The 18,884-nt window shown below is 64.7% G+C and carries 18 protein-coding genes; 4 read left to right on the top strand and 14 right to left on the bottom strand.

Annotation, left to right across the window (positions count from 1 at the left end):
* Window positions 1–23: 23 nt before the first annotated feature.
* The 5 genes from C4S73_RS19970 to C4S73_RS19950 form a co-directional block, all read right to left on the bottom strand.
* Complete coding sequence (locus C4S73_RS19970; protein ID WP_103874296.1) at window positions 24–878, bottom strand: ABC transporter ATP-binding protein; 855 nt, start codon at window positions 876–878, stop codon at window positions 24–26.
* Window positions 875–1,858, bottom strand: coding sequence for an ABC transporter ATP-binding protein (locus C4S73_RS19965; RefSeq protein ID WP_200828061.1), 984 nt, complete (start codon window positions 1,856–1,858; stop codon window positions 875–877). The genes C4S73_RS19970 and C4S73_RS19965 overlap by 4 nt, the downstream gene beginning before the upstream one ends.
* Window positions 1,855–2,739, bottom strand: coding sequence for an ABC transporter permease (locus tag C4S73_RS19960; RefSeq protein ID WP_103874294.1), 885 nt, complete (start codon window positions 2,737–2,739; stop codon window positions 1,855–1,857). The genes C4S73_RS19965 and C4S73_RS19960 overlap by 4 nt, the downstream gene beginning before the upstream one ends.
* Entirely contained in the window at window positions 2,736–3,680 is a 945-nt protein-coding gene (locus C4S73_RS19955) for an ABC transporter permease (protein ID WP_103874293.1), read from the bottom strand. Before C4S73_RS19955 ends, C4S73_RS19960 begins: the two co-directional genes overlap by 4 nt.
* Window positions 3,681–3,847: 167 nt before the next feature.
* Window positions 3,848–5,407 carry an ABC transporter substrate-binding protein gene (locus tag C4S73_RS19950; protein WP_103874292.1) on the bottom strand — a complete coding sequence of 520 codons (1,560 nt, stop codon included), beginning with the start codon at window positions 5,405–5,407 and terminating at the stop codon, window positions 3,848–3,850.
* Window positions 5,408–5,552: 145 nt separating this feature from the next.
* Between C4S73_RS19950 and C4S73_RS19945 the strand changes: the two genes are divergently transcribed.
* Complete coding sequence (locus C4S73_RS19945; RefSeq protein WP_103874291.1) at window positions 5,553–6,476, top strand: LysR family transcriptional regulator; 924 nt, start codon at window positions 5,553–5,555, stop codon at window positions 6,474–6,476.
* Between the two features lie 576 nt (window positions 6,477–7,052).
* Here the strand turns inward: C4S73_RS19945 and C4S73_RS19940 are convergent.
* Window positions 7,053–7,634: a hypothetical protein gene (locus C4S73_RS19940; RefSeq protein ID WP_103874290.1), complete on the bottom strand. Its 582-nt coding sequence runs from the start codon at window positions 7,632–7,634 to the stop codon at window positions 7,053–7,055.
* A 188-nt stretch (window positions 7,635–7,822) separates the two neighbouring features.
* On the opposite strand from C4S73_RS19940, the gene C4S73_RS28720 reads away from it, so the two are divergent.
* Window positions 7,823–8,176 (top strand): hypothetical protein, encoded by a 354-nt coding sequence (locus C4S73_RS28720; RefSeq protein WP_244595691.1) that lies wholly within the window; start codon window positions 7,823–7,825, stop codon window positions 8,174–8,176.
* Between the two features lie 213 nt (window positions 8,177–8,389).
* Here C4S73_RS28720 and C4S73_RS19930 read toward each other — a convergent pair whose 3' ends face one another.
* The 7 genes from C4S73_RS19930 to C4S73_RS19900 form a co-directional block, all read right to left on the bottom strand.
* The gene (locus tag C4S73_RS19930; RefSeq protein WP_200828060.1) at window positions 8,390–8,839 is read right to left on the bottom strand and encodes a PaaI family thioesterase; all 450 of its coding nucleotides are present in this window, start codon (window positions 8,837–8,839) and stop codon (window positions 8,390–8,392) included.
* A gap of 235 nt (window positions 8,840–9,074) precedes the next feature.
* Window positions 9,075–10,079, bottom strand: coding sequence for a tRNA dihydrouridine(20/20a) synthase DusA (gene dusA / locus C4S73_RS19925; RefSeq protein WP_103874289.1), 1,005 nt, complete (start codon window positions 10,077–10,079; stop codon window positions 9,075–9,077).
* A gap of 47 nt (window positions 10,080–10,126) precedes the next feature.
* Window positions 10,127–11,158 carry a DNA topoisomerase IB gene (locus C4S73_RS19920; protein WP_244595690.1) on the bottom strand — a complete coding sequence of 344 codons (1,032 nt, stop codon included), beginning with the start codon at window positions 11,156–11,158 and terminating at the stop codon, window positions 10,127–10,129.
* A gap of 130 nt (window positions 11,159–11,288) precedes the next feature.
* Complete coding sequence (locus C4S73_RS19915) at window positions 11,289–12,119, bottom strand: ABC transporter permease (protein ID WP_103874287.1); 831 nt, start codon at window positions 12,117–12,119, stop codon at window positions 11,289–11,291.
* 3 nt (window positions 12,120–12,122) lie between these two features.
* The gene (locus tag C4S73_RS19910; protein ID WP_103874286.1) at window positions 12,123–13,007 is read right to left on the bottom strand and encodes an ABC transporter permease; all 885 of its coding nucleotides are present in this window, start codon (window positions 13,005–13,007) and stop codon (window positions 12,123–12,125) included.
* Between the two features lie 2 nt (window positions 13,008–13,009).
* On the bottom strand, window positions 13,010–14,083 hold the full coding sequence (locus tag C4S73_RS19905) for an ABC transporter ATP-binding protein (RefSeq protein WP_425290359.1): 1,074 nt from the start codon (window positions 14,081–14,083) through the stop codon (window positions 13,010–13,012).
* 77 nt (window positions 14,084–14,160) lie between these two features.
* The gene (locus tag C4S73_RS19900; RefSeq protein WP_103874285.1) at window positions 14,161–15,354 is read right to left on the bottom strand and encodes an ABC transporter substrate-binding protein; all 1,194 of its coding nucleotides are present in this window, start codon (window positions 15,352–15,354) and stop codon (window positions 14,161–14,163) included.
* Between the two features lie 155 nt (window positions 15,355–15,509).
* Here C4S73_RS19900 and C4S73_RS19895 point away from each other — a divergent pair, with 155 nt between their 5' ends.
* Together C4S73_RS19895 and uxuA are read left to right on the top strand one after the other, a co-directional pair.
* Window positions 15,510–16,205: a GntR family transcriptional regulator gene (locus C4S73_RS19895; RefSeq protein ID WP_103874284.1), complete on the top strand. Its 696-nt coding sequence runs from the start codon at window positions 15,510–15,512 to the stop codon at window positions 16,203–16,205.
* A gap of 66 nt (window positions 16,206–16,271) precedes the next feature.
* On the top strand, window positions 16,272–17,468 hold the full coding sequence (gene uxuA, locus C4S73_RS19890) for a mannonate dehydratase (RefSeq protein WP_103874283.1): 1,197 nt from the start codon (window positions 16,272–16,274) through the stop codon (window positions 17,466–17,468).
* Here the strand turns inward: uxuA and C4S73_RS19885 are convergent, their stop codons facing one another.
* Window positions 17,469–18,629: an alpha-D-ribose 1-methylphosphonate 5-triphosphate diphosphatase gene (locus C4S73_RS19885; RefSeq protein WP_103874282.1), complete on the bottom strand. Its 1,161-nt coding sequence runs from the start codon at window positions 18,627–18,629 to the stop codon at window positions 17,469–17,471.
* Between the last annotated feature and the right edge of the window lie 255 nt (window positions 18,630–18,884).

Genomic DNA, 18,884 nt, shown 5'->3' with positions numbered 1-18,884 from the left:
TCTCGTGGTTTGAAGAACGGCGGTCAGCCGACGCTGTCTTGCGCGTGGCCTCGGGATGGAGCGGAGGTCGGCTTGCGGCGGCCGGCGATGCCCTTCGGCACGGCCGCGATCAGAAGCTGGGTGTAGGGGTGGCTCGGTCGATCGAGCACGTCGAGGCAGGCGCCCTGCTCGACGATCTCACCCTTGCACATCACGATGATGCGCGAGCACAGCGTCCGGACCAGTGCGAGATCGTGGCTGATGAAGAGCAGGGTCAGGCCAAGCTCGCGCGTCAACCGGCTGAGCAGGTTGATCACCTGTGCCTGCAGCGAGACGTCCAAAGAGGATACAGGCTCGTCAGCGATGAGAATGTCGGGCTTCATCGCCAGCGCTCTTGCCAACCCGATGCGCTGGCGCTGGCCGCCGGAGAGTTCATGCGGCAGCCGGGGCGCCAGTTCGGCGCCGAGCCCGACGAGTTCGAGCATCGCCAGAGCCTCGGTCTCTCGCTGCTCGCGCGGCACGCCGCGCAGCGCCAGTGTCTCGGTCAGGCAACGGCTTACGGTCTTGCGAGGGTTGAGCGCGCTGCTGGAATCCTGGAAGGCCATCTGGACGCGGCGGCGCCAGGGGCCGGCATGGTCGCGCATCAAGACGGACAATGGCTCGCCATCGAGCAGCACGTCGCCCGATGTCGGTTTCGTCAGCCCGACCGCGATGTTCGCAAGCGTCGACTTGCCCGAGCCGCTCTCGCCGACGATGCCGACGATATCGCCGCGCGCGACCTCCAGCGAGATGCCGTCGAGCGCGACGAAGCGCGTGTCGCGGCCGAGCAGCCGATCGAACGCATTGCCCTGCGCGTAGGATTTCGTGACGCCGCGAAGGGAGAGGATCGGCCCGCTCATAGCGGCCTCCAGCAGGCGAAGCGGCGTTCGCCCTCGGTCAGCAGTGCCGGCATCTCGAGCTCGCAGCGCGCGACGACACGCGGGCAGCGCGGCGAGAACGGACAACCCTGCGGCATGCGGCCCAGGCGCGGCGGCGCACCTTCGATTGCCACCAGCGGGCCGACCGGTGCGGTCAGGCTCGGCACGCAAGCCTGCAGCAGGCCGGTATAGGGATGGCGCGGGCTGAGCTCGATCGCCTCCACCGGCCCGTCCTCGACGACCTTGCCGCCATACATCACCACGACGCGGTCGACGATCTCGGCAACGAGCTGGAGGTTGTGCGAGATGAAGAGCACCGCGATGCCGAGATCGCGGCGGAGTTCGGCGATGAGGTCGACGATCTGGGCCTGCACCGTAACGTCCAGCGCCGTCGTCGGCTCATCGGCAATGAGCAGACGCGGCCGGCAGGCGATCGCCATGGCGATCAACGCGCGCTGGCGCATGCCGCCGGAGAACTCATGCGGGTAGGCATCGAGGCGCTTGCCTGCCTCGCGAACGCCGACGCGTTCCAGCGACTCGCCTGCGATGCGGCGGGCCTCGCCTGCGGACACCCGCCGATGCGCCCGTACGACATCGGTGATCTGCCGGCCGATCGTCAGTGCCGGGTTGAGCGAACTCTGCGGGTCCTGGAAGACCATCGCGATGTCGCGGCCACGGATGGCGCGCATGCGGGCCTCGTCGACATCAAGCAGATCCTGCCCGTCGAACATCACGCGTCCGCCGGTCGTGCGGGCGGGCGCGCCCAGCAGTCGCATCACCGCGAGCATTGTCAGGCTCTTGCCGGAACCGGATTCTCCGACGACGCCCACCGCCTCACCGGCAGCGACGGCGAAATCGACGCCACGCACGGCCTCGATGACGCCGCCCGAGGCATTGCGGAAGCCGACCCGCAAGCCCTCGATGCTGAGCAGGGCGCCGTTCATGCGACGAGCGGCACTCATGCGACGAGGGTCCTGGTTTCGCTGCGCGGATCGAACAGGTCCCGCACGGCATCGCCGAGCAGATTGAAGCCGATCACTGTGATCGAGATGGCCAGGCCCGGGAACACCGGCAGCCACCATTCCCCGGAATAGATCGCGTTGCGCGCATCCGAGAGCATCGAACCCCAGCTGGCCTGGGGAGGCTGGACGCCGAGCCCCACGAAGCTGACGGAGGCCTCGACGACGATGCCGATCGCGACGAGCAGGGTCGCCTGAACGATGATAGGCGACAGGCAGTTGGGCAGGATGTCGCCGGCGACGATCTCCCAATGCCCCGCGCCCTGGAGATAGCGCGCCCGGACATAATCGGCTCCGACGATGCGGCTTGCCACCGCATAGGTGACGCGGGCGAAGACCGGCGAGAACAATACGCCGACCAGCAGGACGATCTTGACCTCGTTGGGGAGCAGCAGCGGCCCGACGCGCACCGGCCCGACGCCGAAGATGCCGACGATCGCGATCGCCCAGACCAGCAGCGGGATCGAGGCCACGCCATCGACGATCCGCATCACCAGCTGATCGCCAAGACCGCCCTTATAGGCGGCAAAGAGCCCGGCTGAGACGCCGATCAACGCACCGATCACCACCGCCCCGATGCCGACCGCAAGCGAGGCGCGGGCGCCGTAAATGACCCGGCTGAGCACATCGCGCCCCGCCTGGTCGGTGCCGAGCCAATGCGCGACATCGGGCGGCAGCAAGCGGTCCTCGATGCTGAGAGCGACCGGATCAAAGGGTGCGATCAGTGGCGCGAAGATCGCCGCCGCCAGCATCAGCACGACGATCGCGCCGCCAAGCCAGCCGGTCCAGCCGATGCCACGCAGCGCGTGCGAGAAACGCGTCATGCCGCCACCCGCTGGCGCGGATCGAGTACGCGGTTCACGAGGTCGGCAGCGAGATTGGCGACGACGAAGATGACGGTGAAGAGGAAGACGATGCCCTGCAGCAGCAGGAAGTCGCGCTGGGAGATCGCATTGAGCAGCGCGCGCGACAGGCCGGGAACGTTGAATACCTGCTCGATGATCAGCGCCCAGCCGAACATGTAGCCGAAGGACAGCGCCGCGAGATTGATCACCGGCGGCAGCGCATTGACCAGCGCATAGAGCACGACCTGGCGGGATGAGAGGCCCATCGCGCGGGCGGTGCGGACATAATCGCCGCGCAACGTCTCCTGCAGACTGGCCTGCGTCATCCGTGCGAGCACGGCGACATAATAGATCGCAAGCGACACTGCCGGCATCAGGATGGTCTTCAGATGGGCGCTCAGGCCCGCCGAGAGCGGCACATAACCGCCCGGCGGCAGCCAGCGCAGATCGACAGCAATAAAGCGGATCAGCACGATTCCGAGCCAGAAGGCGGGGATCGAGAGCCCGACCACCGAGGCGAAGCGGGAGACGCGATCGAACACGCCGCCCGGTCTCAGGGCGGCTAGTATGCCGATGCCGACACCGAAGCCGACGGCTATCGCGAAGGCGAACAGCACGATCGACAAGGTGACGGGCAGCGAATTGAAGATCTCGACCGCGACGTCGCGGCCGGTGACGAATGACCTGCCGAAATCGCCATGGAGGATGTCGGATAGCCAGGAGCCGTATTGCGCCACGAAGGGCCTATCGAGCCCGTTGGCCTGCTCGAACTGCGCGATCTGCTCCGCGGTCGCGTCGGCGCCCAGCACGATCCGGGCGGGAGAACCCGGACCGGAGCGCGTGAGCGCAAACAGCGCAAACCCGACGAAGAGAAGGGTGCCGATGGACGAAACGATCCGGCCGGCGATCAGGCGGAGCATGGGCGGGCGGTCCTGGAGCTTGGTGATCTGCGGCTGTCAGATTGTTCGCTTAAACCACCGCGTCATCCCGGGCTTGACCCGGGATCCAATCGAAAGGCGGCGCGCTCTCCGATGGATCCCGGATCTCCGCTTCGCTTACGGCCGGGATGACGGGGGTATCGGCGACGCTAGACCTTCACCTCGCCGACGCTGATGGTCAGCGCCTGGTTGACCTTGAAATCCTTGACGCTGTCGCGCCACAGGTTCGAGGCATGGACATAGCCGAGCACCCCAAGCGGCGCGTCGCGGGCGATGATCGCTTGGATCTTGCCATAGACCTCCTTGATCTTCGCCTGCTCGGTCTCGGCGAAGGCTGTGACCATCAGCGCATTGAGTTCGGGATTGTCGTAGCCTGTACTTTTCGACAGGAACTGGCCCGGCGTCAGCGTGTTCTGGATCAGGTAGCTGGCCTCGCCCGGTGACATGAAGACCTGCATCGCCATCTGATGTTCGCCACGCGCGATCTGCTGGATCAGCACCGAGAACTCATAGACCTTGAGGTTGATCTTCACGCCGATCTTGGCGAGCTGCGCCTGCAGGAAGATGGCCGCATCCTTGGTGTCGAGCAGATAGGGCTCGGCTTGGATGCTGATGTCGATCTCAGCTCCGGTCGGGTATTTCGACTTGGCGAGATACTCCTTGGCCCGGTCGAGATCGAAGCCGAGCTCCTTGTCGGCGGCTGCGTCATACCAGTAGCCGCGCGGCGGCGCCGGAACGGCCGAAGGGTCGAGCAACCCGTAATAGACCTTGTCGCCAATCGTCTTGCGATCGATCGCGCAGGACAGGGCCTTGCGGAAATTCACATCGTCCAGCGGCGCCTTGAGGTTGTTGGTGAACATCAGCAGCGCGCCACCCAAGGTCGGGCGCGAGGCTCCGGTGACCCCAGGCATGGTCTTGAGACGGTTGAACTCGCGCGGCGGCGGCGCGCTGATGATGTCGACCTGGCCGGTCAGGAGATAGGCGACGCGCGTCGCATCCTCCGGGATCATCTTCACCACCAGCCGGTCCCAGGCGGGCAGGCCCTTGCGCCAGTAGTTCGGGTTCTTCTTGAAGCTGATATAGTCGTTGGGCTTCCACTCCTCGAACATGCCGAAGCCCGTGCCCATGCCGACCGGCTTCGTCTTGAAATAGTCGTCGCCGTGCTCCTTGCGCGAGCCGGCCGGGAAGATGCCCATATATTTGGTCAGGAAGTAGAGCCACGGGCCATATGGTTCCGAAAGCTCGAACTGGACCTTCAGGGGATCGAGCACCGTCACCTTGGTGATGCGCGTGAACAACGGCCGGCGCAGCGCCTTGTTATTGGCGTCGAGCAGGTAGTCGAAGGAGTATTTCACGTCCTCGGCGGTCATTTTCTTGCCGTTCTGGAACGTGACGTCATCGCGCAGCTCGAAGGTATAGGTCTTCTTGTCGGCCGAGATCACCGGCAGCGCCTTGGCGAGCTGCGGCTTCAGCACGCCGTCGGCATCGTATTCGACGAGGTTCTCGAACACTGTCTGGCCCAGCACCATCGCGTCATGATTGAGCTGGTTGATGGGGTCGATGGTGATGGGATTGCTCGGCAGCACGATCGTCAGCGTCTTGCCGTTCGTCGGCTGGGCATGGAGCAGGCTGGCGGGAAGCAGCGACGCGAAAGCGCCGCCTGCGCCGGCCGCAAGAAACTGTCGGCGATTTGTCGGCAAACTGGCCATCGAACATCCCCTTTTTATGTGGCAATGCCTTGCAGCGTAGGACGCTGGCGTCGCGCTGAACCCGGAAAGCGTAACATCGCGTCCGCCCCGAATAAAAATAAGAACTGTTGGCTGCTCGATAGTCGCGGGCTATCGTCTTTATCGCATGCGGTATACCTTCGGTCAGGCTGAAGCATTCTACTGGGTGGCTCGACTCGGCGGCTTCCGCGCGGCCGCGACCCATCTCAATCTGTCGCAGCCGACGGTGAGCCTCAGGGTGAAGGAACTGGAGCGGATCCTGGGCGGCGAGTTGTTCGACCGCACGCTCTACCGGCCGGTACCGACGACGCTGGGCAGCGCGATATATGCCGATGTCGAGCGCATGCTCAGCCATGCCGAACAGGTCCAGCGTCGCTCGAAGGACGCCGAGCCGATGCGCAGCCTGCTGCGGATCGGCGCCGCCGATTCCTTCGCGGCGCTAATACTCCCCGATCTGTTGGCTTCGCTGGCCACGCGCCGCCCCTCGCTGCAGGTCGACGTGACCGTGGATTTCAGCCTGCGACTCGAACAATTGCTGCTCGACCGCTCGATCGATATCGCCTTCCTGTCGCAGCCGCGCGTGCATGAGCGCATCACCATCGCCCCGCTCTGGCTGATCGACCTGGTCTGGGTCGTCGGCAAGAGCCTTGATTTCGAGGGCGACATCGCGACACCCGGAAAGCTGGTCGACCTGCCGATCTTCACCAACAGCCCGCCATCGGGCCTGTTCACGACGATTCAGATGTGGTTCGGCACCCATGGCCTGAAGCCCAACCGGCTGAACACCTGCAACCCGCTGACAGTGATCGCGCGACTGGCCAATGCCGGCACCGGCGCGGCGATGCTGCCAAGAGAAATGCTGCGCCTCTCCGGGCACGATCTGGATCTGCGCGTCCTCGAGCCCGAGCCCGCCATTCCGTCGCATAATCTCTGCGCGATGTGGTGGGACAATGAATCGGCAGCCGAATGTGCCGATCTTGCCGAGATGGCACGGCAGATTTTCAGCGCCACGTCGGAAACGCGCGGCCCCGGGGCGGCGCCCTTTGTGTAAGCTATCAAATGCGACGCGAGTTTCGCTGCGTATCGCTGCGCGAAACCGACGCCAGATTGTCCGCAAGCCGACATTGGAAAAGGTCAGGAACGGGCCAGATTCGGAAGCTGATCTTGCCGGAAGCGGGCTGAGGATCAGCCTGCACGGTCCGCTCGATTGGTACGCAATGGCCAGGTTGCGGAAGCACTTCGCCTTAACTGCGGCACTTTAGCTTAAACACCCCGAAATCCCAATGCAGGTATTTCAATGGGTTATGGAGGGGCTTGACAGCCAGTGCGGCAAACTTCGCCTTTCCCTACACTGGTGGGTCTTGGTTCGCCTCAAGGCAGCTATTTGTCATGCCGGCCGCTCCCCGCGGCAGGCAGCCACATTCCCGAACGGATACCGGCCGTTTAGGGCAATCTTCGAATATCCAGTTGTGACGCGAGGCAGATGTCAGGCCTCATTGCGCGACGATCGACGGTGTCTCGGTCGCTGACGGGCGCGCTGGCTGCAGCCAGGTGCGATGCTCGCCTCCTTCCGGATTGGAGCTCGCACCTAGCTTGGCCATCCACATGCGGCAGAGAGCCGACGGGCTCAATACTTCTGGAAGTGGAAGCCTTCGGCGAAGGTAAGCTCCACCATGTCGCCGCGCCTCAGGCGCCTGATCCCGTCCTGAATGCCGGGATCCGACACTGTGCGGGTCCGGGGTCCGAGCGGCCCGACATAACTCACGATGCCTGTCGCCGGATCGAAGCTCTCGAACCTCGCCGTCAAGGTCAGTGTCCGCACGACGAACTTGTCGGGCAGGTTCTGGAAGCTGGGGCCGCTGACCGCCTCGGTATAGACGATTGCCGGCTTGGCACCCTTCCGGGCGCGCTTGGCACCAAGGATGACGCCTTCGACACGCCGGATCTGGACCCTGTCACCGGCGTTGATGTTCTGCAGATCGCCAAACACCTCGGGCACCGCGACAGGCCATGTCTGACGGCCCTGCCGGACGATCACCATGCGCTCCGCGGCGTTCACATCGGCGATCTCGACATCAAGCTGCTCGATTTCCACCGGCCCGACGCCGGCGACGATAACTGTCCGGCTTGTCACGGTCGGATCGGTCGCGCAGCCCGCAACTCCCACCGCCAGCGAGACCGCAAAGATCAAGCTTATCTGCTTCAACATCGGGCTTCTCCCTTTTCAAAAGCAATCCGGCTTGAGACCTATTGCCGGCCTCCGGATTTGATCTGCAAATCAAGAAAGGTTCGAATGGATGACTGGTAGAGGTTCAGGAATAAAGGCCAACTTCGGCCGCAACACAATAGCCGGGCGAATGACTTACTTGGGTCGCGATGAGAGATGGCCGATGAGGCTTGGCCGATGAGGCTTGGCCTCGGCTGGCCGGCAACGCCCGGTTTTGGTTCATCACTCGATGGCGCCGAGCGGCGGCTGGGCTCGGCACTCGTCCATATGTGCGCCCAATTCGTGCCATCACTGCTATAGATGGCGCGAATGCCAAGAATGTCCCGGCAGAGCAGGAGCAGATTGTGACCGAGCGATTTGAACGGCATCGCCAACCTTGGACACATGAGGAGCTCGAGAAGCTAAAGCTGCTCGCCAAGAAGGGCATGGCCCTGAAGGCGATCTCGAAAGCGATGACCCGCAGCGAAGAATCCATCAAAGACCGCGCCAAACTCGACGGCATCGGGATCGCCAAGCTCCGTTAGGCCGTGCTCACGGCACGGCCTTGGGGCGCAAAGCCGATCCGCTGTCGGACGATGATGCAACTCCGTTCCTGGCGCTGCGCCGACCGGCCGCAGGGAGCGCCCTGGCTTCACCGCACTAGCTCAACTCGAGCCACCCAGACAAATTGTCAATAAATTCAATATCCTATGAGGTGGACCAGTGGATTGCGAGGCGGGCTCCGGCTTGCCTTAACATCAGTCCGAAACGCCCTCGCGACCCGCGATGACCATGCAGGTCGCGGTCATCATGGCGCAGAGCTTGGGGACGCCGCCCGAGATGGCGAAGACCTCGGCCATGGCAAGCGTGAGGGTGCGCCCGGCCTTGACCACCCTGCCCTTCGCAAGCAGCCTCTCGCCAGCCGCCGGCGACAGCAGATTGATCTTGAACTCGGCCGTCAGGATACCGGCGCCCGCCGGCATCATCGTCAGCGCGGCATAGCCCGCAGCGGAATCGGCGATGGTGGCCACGGCGCCGGCATGGACGAAGCCGTGCTGCTGCGCGAGATGGGCTGAAACCGGCAGTTCGATCTCGACTTCGCCGGCGGCGACATGGACGAGCCGCGCGCCCAGCGTCGTCATGAACACCTGTTTGGCGAAACTCGCCTCGATGCGCTGCCGGATTTCGTCCTGCATATCGTCCGGCATGAGCGAACTTTCCTAAGAGCCTGGCCGAGAATGTCGTAAGCAATTTCAATCGTTTGGCATTTGGCATCGAAACGCGCCGTCATCCCGGGCGACCGCAGGGAGACCCGGGATCCATTCCGGAGCGCTTGGTTCCGGAATGGATCCCGGATCTCCGCTTCGCTGCGCCCGGGATGACGGCGCGTTTTCCGCTGATGTTCAAGTCCTTGAAAACTGGGATATCACTATTGGCCAGACTCTAAGCGGCGACGGCTTCGGCCGGCTCGCGCGAGAGATGAGCCACGGCCGCGCGCAGATCTGCAAGTCCCGCTTCGGCGCCGACACAGTGCTCGGCAAGATGGCGGCGGAACAGGCGGGATCCGCGCTGCCCCGGGAAGAGCCCGACGAGATGGCGCGTAAAGGCATGGAGTCGCCCGCCGCGCTCGATATGGTCAGCGATATGCGGCGCCAGGCCCTCCAGCATGGCGAAGGCATCCGCAACGGGGGCAGCCTCGCCGAAGAGCAGCGGATCGACCTGAAGCAGAATCTCGGGGTTCTGGTAGGCCTCGCGGCCGATCATGACGCCGTCGAGCTGCGCGAGGTGCGCGATCCATTCATTGGGCTCGCGGATGCCGCCGTTGATCGCCACCAGCAGGTCAGGATTGGCCGCTTTCAGCCGATAGGCGCGATCGTAATCGAGCGGCGGCACTTCACGATTTTCCTTGGGCGAAAGGCCCTGCAGCCAGGCTTTCCGCGCATGGACCACCAGCGCATCGACGCCGGCGGCGCGGACGCTCGCCGCGAGCGCATCGAGCGCCGCTTCCGGATCCTGATCATCGACGCCGATCCGGCATTTCACGGTCACGGGAATGGAGACCGCGGCCTTCATCGCCGCGACGCAGTCGCCGACCACAGCGGGCTCGCGCATCAGGCAGGCGCCGAACGCCCCGCCCTGGACCCGGTCCGAGGGGCAGCCGCAATTCAGGTTGATCTCGTGATAGCCGAAATCGGCGCCGATCCTGGCGGCCTGGGCCAGAAGCGTCGGATCGTTGCCGCCAAGCTGGAGCGCGACGGGATGCTCGACCGCATCGAAACCGATCAGGCGTTGGCGGTCGCCACGGATCACGGCCTGCGCCGTCACCATCTCCGTATAGAGCCGCGCGCGACGCGACATCAGGCGATGGATGACGCGGCAATGCCGGTCCGTCCAATCCATCATCGGCGCGACGGAAAAGCGCAGGTCCTGGGGCGTGAGGGCGATCATGGCGGCTCACTAGCGCAAAATGCGCGGCCATGCACCCCCGGCGCGCCTCAAGCGGTGAGCCTGCCCAGGGCACGCTCGATGCGCGAGCAGCCGGCGCGGGGTCTCGCCTTGTCGTAGCAGCGCTTCAGCTTGCCGCTGGCATAGGAGCGCAGCACGATCTCATGGACATAGCTTTTGCGCACCACGGCTGGCGTGTTGACCAGCCGTTCCGAGATCGCGCGCATGATATCGGCGAGCTGACGCTTCCTGCCGGTCTCGGTCGCGACGATTTCGCTGGCCAGCAACAATTCGGCAGCGGCAGCGTTGGCGGCGAGCATGCGCAGATCCTTGCTGCTGATGGCGAGACCAGAGACGCGCTTCAGATAGGCGTTGATATCGCTTGCGTGGATTTCGGCGACGGAACCATCCTCGCGTCGATATTGCAGCAGCCTGCGCCCCGGCAGTGTCATGATGCGGGTCAAGGCGCGGGCAAGGCCTGCATCCTCGACAGCGCAGCCGATCTCCTTGCCGCTCTTGCCGCGAAAGGACAGCTCAACGCGGCTCCCTCTCAGCGCGGCATGGCGCTTCAGCAAGGTCGAGGCGCCGTGACTGCCATTCGCCTTGGCATAGGTCTCGTTGCCGACGCGGATATGGCAGCGATCGATAATCGCGGCGGCGCAGGCCAATGCCTTGTCCTGACTGAGGTCGCGGCCTTTCAGATCGCGCGCGATTGCGGCGCGCAACTTCGGCAGCGCATCGATGAGGCGTTGCAACCGCTTGAGCTTGCGGCGCTCGCGAACCTTGTCCCATTCGGGGTGATAGCGGTGCTGGGCGCGGCCGGCTTCGTCATGCCCAATGGCCTGAAGATGGGCGCGGGGATCGGCCGCGATCTGCACGTCGACATAGGCTGGAGGGATGGCGAGCGAGCGAATGCGCTTCAGCGTCTCGGCATCGACGATGCGGCGCCCTTGCGCATCAAGATAGGCGAAGCCGCGGCCGAAGCGGCGGCGCGTGATCGTCAAGGCCGTGGCCGACACCCGTTTCAGGCGGCCCGGTGCGGCGGCAGGACGCGAAGCATCCTCAACGATCATTTGTTCCATGTCCCGCGCTCCAAAAAAAGGCGCGGGACATGTATGGGGTTTCGCCCGCGCTGCCTTGGCCTCAATCGCCCAGGCAGCCTCCGGTTCCCGAGGGCACCGGAGTTTTTGCAGTCTTACTTAGTTTAGCGGCTTACTTCTTGGCCCGGGCGACGATCTGCGTCGGGTTGACGAAGCGCAGTGCGATCAGGAGCCAGATCAGCGTCGTCACCATGTAGATCACCGCCATGGCGTCGATCGACTGCACGGCGCGCACACCGGCCGCGAAGACGGCATAGTAGAGCGCCACCACCAGCGTCTGGCTGGTCGGACCGGCCGTGAGGAAGGTCAACTCGAACATCGCGATCGTGCGGACCAGAACCAGGAGCAGCGCCGCCAGGATACCGGGCATGAGCAGCGGCAGCAGGACGTAGATGAACAGCTTGAAGGTGTTGGCGCCGAAGACGCGTGCGGCCGCCTCGATCTTGGTGTCGATCTGTTCGATGAAGGGGATCATCACCAGGATCACGAACGGGACGGTCGGCACCAGATTGGCCAGCACCACGCCCGACATGCCGCCGGCAAGCCCCGCGCGGTAAAGCACCGTCGCCAGCGGAATGCCGAAGGTGATCGGCGGAACCAGCAGCGGCAGCAGGAACAGCAGCATCACCAGCTTCTTGCCCGGGAAATCGCGACGCGCCAGCGCATAGGCTGCGGGCACGCCGATCAGGCCGGAGATGAAGACGACGAGGAAGACGATCTGGAAGGTGACGCTCAGCACTTCATAGAGCTGGAACTCGTTCCAGGCCGATGAATACCAGCGCGTCGTCCAGCCCGCCGGGAACCAGGTTCCGAGCCAGCGTGTGGCGAAGGAACTGGTGACCACGGTGGCGATCATCCCGAAGAGATTCAGGATGAAGAAGCCGATCACGGCCCAGTTGGCGAAGGCCCAGAGCTTGGCCGAGAGGCGGTTATCCTTGACCATGACTCAGCCCTTTCCGCCGCCGGCCGGGCCACGATAAAGCAGGCCACGCGCGGCCAGGACGGCCACGACGATGGCAAGCTGAACCAGCCCCATGATCATCGCGACGGCCGAGGCCATGGAATAATCGTACTCCTCGAAGGCCGCCTGATAGGCCGCGATCGAAATCACCCGCGTCGGCCCGGCCGGCGCGCCAAGCAGCACGGCGGAGGGAAAGACCGAGAAGGCTTGCACGAAGCTCAGGCAGAAGGTGATGGCGAGGCCCGGCAGCAGCAGCGGCAGCAGGATGTGCTTGAAGCGCTGCCAGGGACCGGCCCCCAGCGTCGCGCCAGCCTGCTCCAGCGCCGGGTCGACGCCCGAGAGATAGGACAGCGTCAGCAGGAAGGTGAAGGGGAAGCCTGTGATGACCAGAGAGATCATCACGCCCCAATAATTGTGCAGCAGCTTCACCGGCGTCGAGATCAGGCCGAGCGTCAGCAGCGTGCGGTTGAACCAGCCTTGCGGGCCGAGATAGTTCAACAGACCCTGCGCCACCAGCACGGTGCCGAGCGTGATCGGGATCACCAGGATGGTGGTCAGCAGGCGCTGATGCTTCATCAGCCTGACGCGGAAAGCGATCGGCACCGCCATTACCAGCGTCAGCACCGTCACCGGCAGCGCCAGCCAAAGCGTGGTCGCGATCGTGCCGTACAGGAACGAGTCGGAGAAGAACCGGCTGTAATTCGCGAAAGTGCCGCCGGCCTTGGGATTGAAGGAGAGGAACAGCCCGTAGAAGAACGGGTAGATGAACAGCAGCAGCAGGAACAGGACGGCCGGCAGGACCAGCAGCGTCAACCCGTCCAGCCCGCGTGCGGCGAGCCTTTGGCTCAGCGGTATCGTGGGGGCCGACATGCTCACACCTTGTCCCCATAGACGAGAACACGATCGGGCTCGGCGGCAAGCGTGACCTGGGCTCCGGCCGCGATGCGATCATGGGCGAGGAACGAAAGATCCGTACCATCGGCCATGCGGGCGAATCCGACGAATTCGCGACCGCGGAATTCCGTCGAGATGACCTGTGCCTTGAGGCCTGGGACGCCTTCAGCGACCGGGTGAAGATCCTCGGGGCGGATGGCGACATGCGCAGCCACGCCCGGCGCGACAGCGTTGCGCGAGCGGCCGACGATCGACGCGCCGTCCACGGCAACCGTCGCACGCTCGCCTTCGACCGAGGCGACGCGGCCGGCGACCTTGTTGCGGAAGCCCATGAACTCGGCGACGTCGAGATGATCCGGCCGGGAGAACAGATCCTCGGGCACGCCGACCTGACGGACCTCGCCATCGCGCATCACGACGATGCGGTCGGCAAGCGACAGCGCTTCTTCCTGATCGTGGGTGACGTAGATCGTGGTTGCGCCCAGCGTGTTGTGGATGCGGCGGATTTCGGCGCGCATCTCGAGGCGCAGCTTGGCGTCGAGGTTCGAGAGCGGCTCGTCCATCAGCACCAGCGGCGGCTCGACGACGATGGCGCGTGCAATGGCGACGCGCTGCTGCTGGCCGCCCGAAAGCTGGCCCGGCAGTTTCTCGGTCTGGCCCTGGAGCCTGACGAGCGCGGCAGCCTCGCCGACGCGGCGGTCGATCTCGGCCTTGGGCACGCCGCGCATCTTCAGGCCGAAGCCGATATTTTTGTTCACGCTCATATGCGGGAACAGTGCGTAGTTCTGGAAAACCATGCCGAAGCCACGCTCTTCCGGACGCAGCGGGTCGATGCGCTTGTCATCGAGCCAGATGCCACCGCCGGTCGCCGGCAGCAGCCCCGCTATGATGTTGAGCGTGGTCGACTTGCCGCAGCCCGACGGGCCGAGAAGGGCGATGAACTCGCCCTTGCCGATCGTCAGGGAGACGTTCTTCAAGGCGTTGTGGGTGCCGAAGTCCCGGCTCAGGCCGTCGAGCCTGAGCTCGCGGAAGGATGCTGCGTTGATCGTCATGGCTACCGGGTGCTGGAGTCAGGTGCGAATTTCTGATGGAGACGGCCCGGCGCGCAGCCCGGCCATCGCCGCGTGGCTTACTTACGCTTGGCGCCGCCGACCTGCTCGTCCCAGATGCGGAAGGCGACGACCATTTTGTCAGGATCGAGCGGGGTCTCAAGCGGGTTCTCGGCGATCAGCTTGTCATATTCGGGACGGCCGAACTCCTTGATCGACTTCTGGCTGTCTTCCGGAGCCATGGCGAGCGTGACGCCCTTCACGGCCGGACCCGGATAGAAATAGCCTTCGTCATAGGTATAGGCCTGCTGCTCCTTGGTGAGCAGGAAGTTCATCAGGTCGATCAGGACCGCGAGCTTCTCGTCGGACACGCCCTTGGGAATGCACATGTAGTGCGCGTCGGTGACCCAGTGGAAGCCCTTCAGGGCGGCGATCTTCGCCTCCTTCGGCACGACACCCAGCACGCGCGGGTTGATGTCCCAACCAGTGGTCGTCACCGTCATGTCGCGCGAGCCGTCGCCGAGTTCCTTCATCACGGCCGCGGTGCCGCCGGGATAATACTCGATGTTCTCGCCGAGCGCCTTGAGATAGGCCCAGGTCTTGTCCCAGCCCTTGACCGGATCCTTGGGATCGGAATCGCCGAGCAGATAGGGCAGGCCCATCATCCAGGTGCGGCCGGGGCCGGAATTGGCGGGACGCGGATAGATGAAGCGGCCCTTGTTCTGCTGCGTGTAGGCCAGCAGTTCCTCGGCGGTCGCGGGAACCGTCTTGACCTTGTCGGGCATGTATTCGAGCAGCGGGCCGGACGGGTAGTAGGTCACGACGACGCCCTGCCCGCTGGCAAGGCCCTGCATCTTGGCGGCGCCTTCGAGGAAGATCTCGTCGAGCTTAGGCAGGTTGGCGGCATGCTGGGGCAGCAGCGGTACCCAGAGCTTCTGCTCGACGCCGGCAGAGAGGGCGTCCGTTCCGGTCAGCACCATGTCGATGTCGACGCGGTTGGCGTCCTGCTGTGCCTTGATCTTGCCGGGCAGTTCAGGCGCCGGGGCCTTGGTGAAGGTGATGCGCGAGACCAGATTCGGCTTGGCCTTGCGATAATTCTCGATCGCCCGCTGCGTCAGGGCGAGATTGCCGGCAACGTCGACGATGGAGAGCGTGACGGGAGATGTCGGCAGCTTGAGCTGCTGGGCGAAAGCCACAGGTCCGTGCGCCGCAACACCGGCCAGACCAGCGACGCCACCGAGGAAAACACGCCGATTGATGCTGTCCTGAACCATAGTCTCTTCCTCCGGATGCGGGTTTCCCGCCTTATTGTCTTCTGGGCTCCAGCCGGCCGATTTCCGAGGCTGGAACCACAATTCGCGCGGCGTATAAGTTGACGCCGACCCGAATTAGTCGGTATCCTAGTATACTAGTCGACCAGAGCTTGGCAATGGGCATCGCAGCAGCACGACAAAGCACCGAACAGATCCACCGCCTGCTGCGGACCGACGTCCTCACTGCGGTTCTGCGGCCGGGAGAGGCGATGTCGGAGGCGCGCATGGCGGTGCGATTCGGCGTCAGCCGGACACCGGTGCGCGAGGCCTTCAAGCGGCTGGTCGAGGAAGGTTTCCTGATGGTGGTGCCGCAGGTCGGCACTTTCGTCGCGCCGATCGACCTTGCCTCTGTGCATGACAGCCAGTTCGTGCGCGAGACGCTCGAATGCCGCACCGTCGTGCTGGCGGCCAAGCATATCGATGATGCCGGCAAGGCCGCGCTCGAACAGCATGTCGTGCAGCAGGAACGCGATCTCGACATCGGCGACCGCGCCGGCTTCTTCGAGCATGACGACCAGTTCCATGCCGAACTCGCGCGGCTGGCCGGTCATCCATCCGTCTGGAGCCTGATCGAAGGCGTGAAGGCGCAGCTCGACCGGGTCCGCTGCCTGTCGCTGGAAAGCGCGGCATGGCCGGGCATGATCCTGCGGCAGCATCGTGAGATCGCCGAGGCCGTCATAACCGGCAATGAGGCCGCGGCGGAAAAGGCGATGCGCGCCCATCTGCGCACCGTCTTCGACGCCATTCAGACCATCGCGCAGAGCCATGTCGATGCCTTCGCCGGGACAGCCCCGCCGTTGCGACTGGACTGACGCGCCCGCGTCACTCCCTGCAAGAACCCCCACTCCCCACAAGAACACTACGAAGGAAACGCGACCATGGAACAATGCTGGCGCTGGTTCGGGCCAGACGATGTCGTGACACTGGCCCAGGCCCGACAGGCCGGGGCGAGCGGCATCGTCAACGCGCTGCACCAGATTCCCTACGGCGTCGTCTGGAGCGTCGAGGAGATCGAGGCGCGCAAGGCGATCATCGCCGCCGACGCCAGTCTCGGCCTGCGCTGGACCGTGGTCGAGAGCCTGCCGATCCATGAGAGCGTCAAGATCGGCGAAGGCGATCTCGAGCCGATCTTCGAGAACTACCGCCAGTCGATGCGCAACCTCGCCGCCTGCGGGCTCGAGGTGATCTGCTACAATTTCATGCCGGTGCTGGACTGGACCCGCACCGAGCTTGCCTATCCCCTGCCCGGCGGCGGCACGGCGCTGCGCTTCAACATCCATGAATATGTCGCCTTCGACCATTTCATGCTGAAGAGGCCGGGATCGGCGGAAGGGCATTCGGCCGATGTGATGGACCGCGCCAAGGCCTGGTTCGAACGCTCCTCGGAAAGCGACCGCGACAGGCTGCTCGCCAATATCATGGCGGGGCTGCCCGGCGCCTATGACCGCTATGATGTGCCTGGGCTCGCGCGCATGCTGGAGCGCTATCGTGGCATGAGCCATGAGCGCCTGCGCGCCAATCTGAAGCGCTTCCTGGAGGCCATTATCCCGACGGCCGAAGAGGTCGGCATCCGGATGTGCATCCATCCCGACGACCCGCCGCGCCCGCTGTTTGGCCTGCCGCGCATCTGCTCTGACGAGGACGACATCGCCTTCATCCTGAACGCGGTCGACAAGCCCGCCAACGGGCTGACGCTGTGCGCGGGGTCGCTGGGCGCCAATCCGAAGAACGACGTGCCTGCGATCGCGAAGCGCTTTGCCGACCGGATCTGGTTTGCGCATCTGCGCAATGTCGCCAAGGACCCGGACGGCTCCTTCATGGAAGCCGAGCATCTGGGAGGGGATACCGACATGGTGGCGCTGGTCGAGGCGCTGATGAGCGAGGAGCAGCGGCGCAAGGCCGCCGGCCTGCCGCATTGGCGCATCCCGATGCGGCCCGACCACGGCCATGCCCTGCTCGACGATGTCGGCAAGGGCAGCTTCCCGGGTTATCCGGCGGTCGGCCGCCTGCGTGGGCTTGCCGAGCTGCGCGGCGTGATGACCGCGATCAGCGGCCTGCGCGGCTACGACGCCTGATCAGGCGAGGATGCGCTGGTCCGCGAGATGGACCAGCTTTCCGCCCGCGATCGTCGCCACCACGTGCGGGTTCGGGCCGTCCTCGACGAGGATCAGGTCCGCCCGCTTGCCCGGCGCGACGACGCCGCGATCGGTCAAGCCGAATGCGATGGCCGGAGCCTGCGAGACCAGTTTCCAGGCATCCTCGAAGGAGGCTGCGCCCTTGCGTGCAAGGATGAAGGGCGCGAGCGGCAGCGCAGGATAATAATAGTCCGAGGCGAGGATGGTGCAGAGCCCTGCCCTCACCATCTGCTCGGCGCCCGGACAGTCGATATGCGAGCCGCCGCGCACGACATTGGGCGCCCCGAAGACGATGGCCTCGCCATGTGCGGCGGCCTCCTGCGCCGTCGCCTCGTTGATCGGGAATTCGGCGACGGTCACGCCGAGCGAGCGGTACCAGCTGCGCATCTGCGGCGTCATGTCGTCATGCGAGAGCGTCGGAATGCCTGCGGCGAGCGCGGCGGCGGCAAGGCGCTGAGTCGAACCCGCGACCTCGTCCTGGCGGCGGGCGACATTGCCGACAAGCGTCATGAAATCGCCATGGGAGAGGCCGGTACGCTCGACCATCTTGGCGATCTTGTCTGGGCGGCCGGTCGATTTCAGGATGCCGCCGGTGTGGTCGTTGAAGGCGAGCACACCGATCTTGCCGGCACCGAGCCAGTCGACGATCTCGGCCTCGGCATCGAGGTTGAAGGTCTCGTGGCGCAAATGAAAGCGGGTGTCGGCGCCAAGGACAGGTCCGAGGCGCCCGATCGCCTCGACCAGCCGGCGCGCATTCCCGGCCCCGCGCAGGCCCGGCTCCCAGGACCAGGTCACGCCATGGAAGGCGGTGGTGATGCCGTTTGCGAGCAGCGCCCGGTCGGCATCGCGCAGCGCGAGATCGATATCGAAGGACACGCCGGGACGGGGCATGATGTAGCGTTCGAAGGCGTCGCCATGGCAATCGACGATGCCGGGCAGCACCAGCAGGCCGGTGGCATCGAGGTGCAGAGCGCTCGATCCCGCGATTCCGCCGATCGACGATATCAACGATCCGTCTGTGACGATGTCGAGCGGGGCGAGGCCATCCGCCAGCACCCTGCCCCCGGTAATATGAAGTGCCACAGTCGTCTCCGCCGCCATCGTGAGCGGCGCGTCTGGGACGCCATCATGACAATGCGATGACGGGGGGATGTCGCAAACCGCCCGCCTGAGCGCAGCACCCAGATCATTTCACGGTCGAGTAATTGTGGCTGGGTCATCCCGGGCGAAGTGTAGCGAAGACCCGGGATCCATTCCGGAGCGCTTCCGATAGAACTTCCGGAATGGATCCCGGATCGGCGCCGCTCCGCGGCTTGTCCGGGATGACAACGCCCCAACCAACCTAAACCCAAAATG

The organism is Allobosea lathyri (assembly GCF_900108245.1).
Classification (GTDB): domain Bacteria; phylum Pseudomonadota; class Alphaproteobacteria; order Rhizobiales; family Beijerinckiaceae; genus Allobosea; species Allobosea lathyri.
This window is presented reverse-complemented; position numbering and strand designations above follow the sequence as displayed.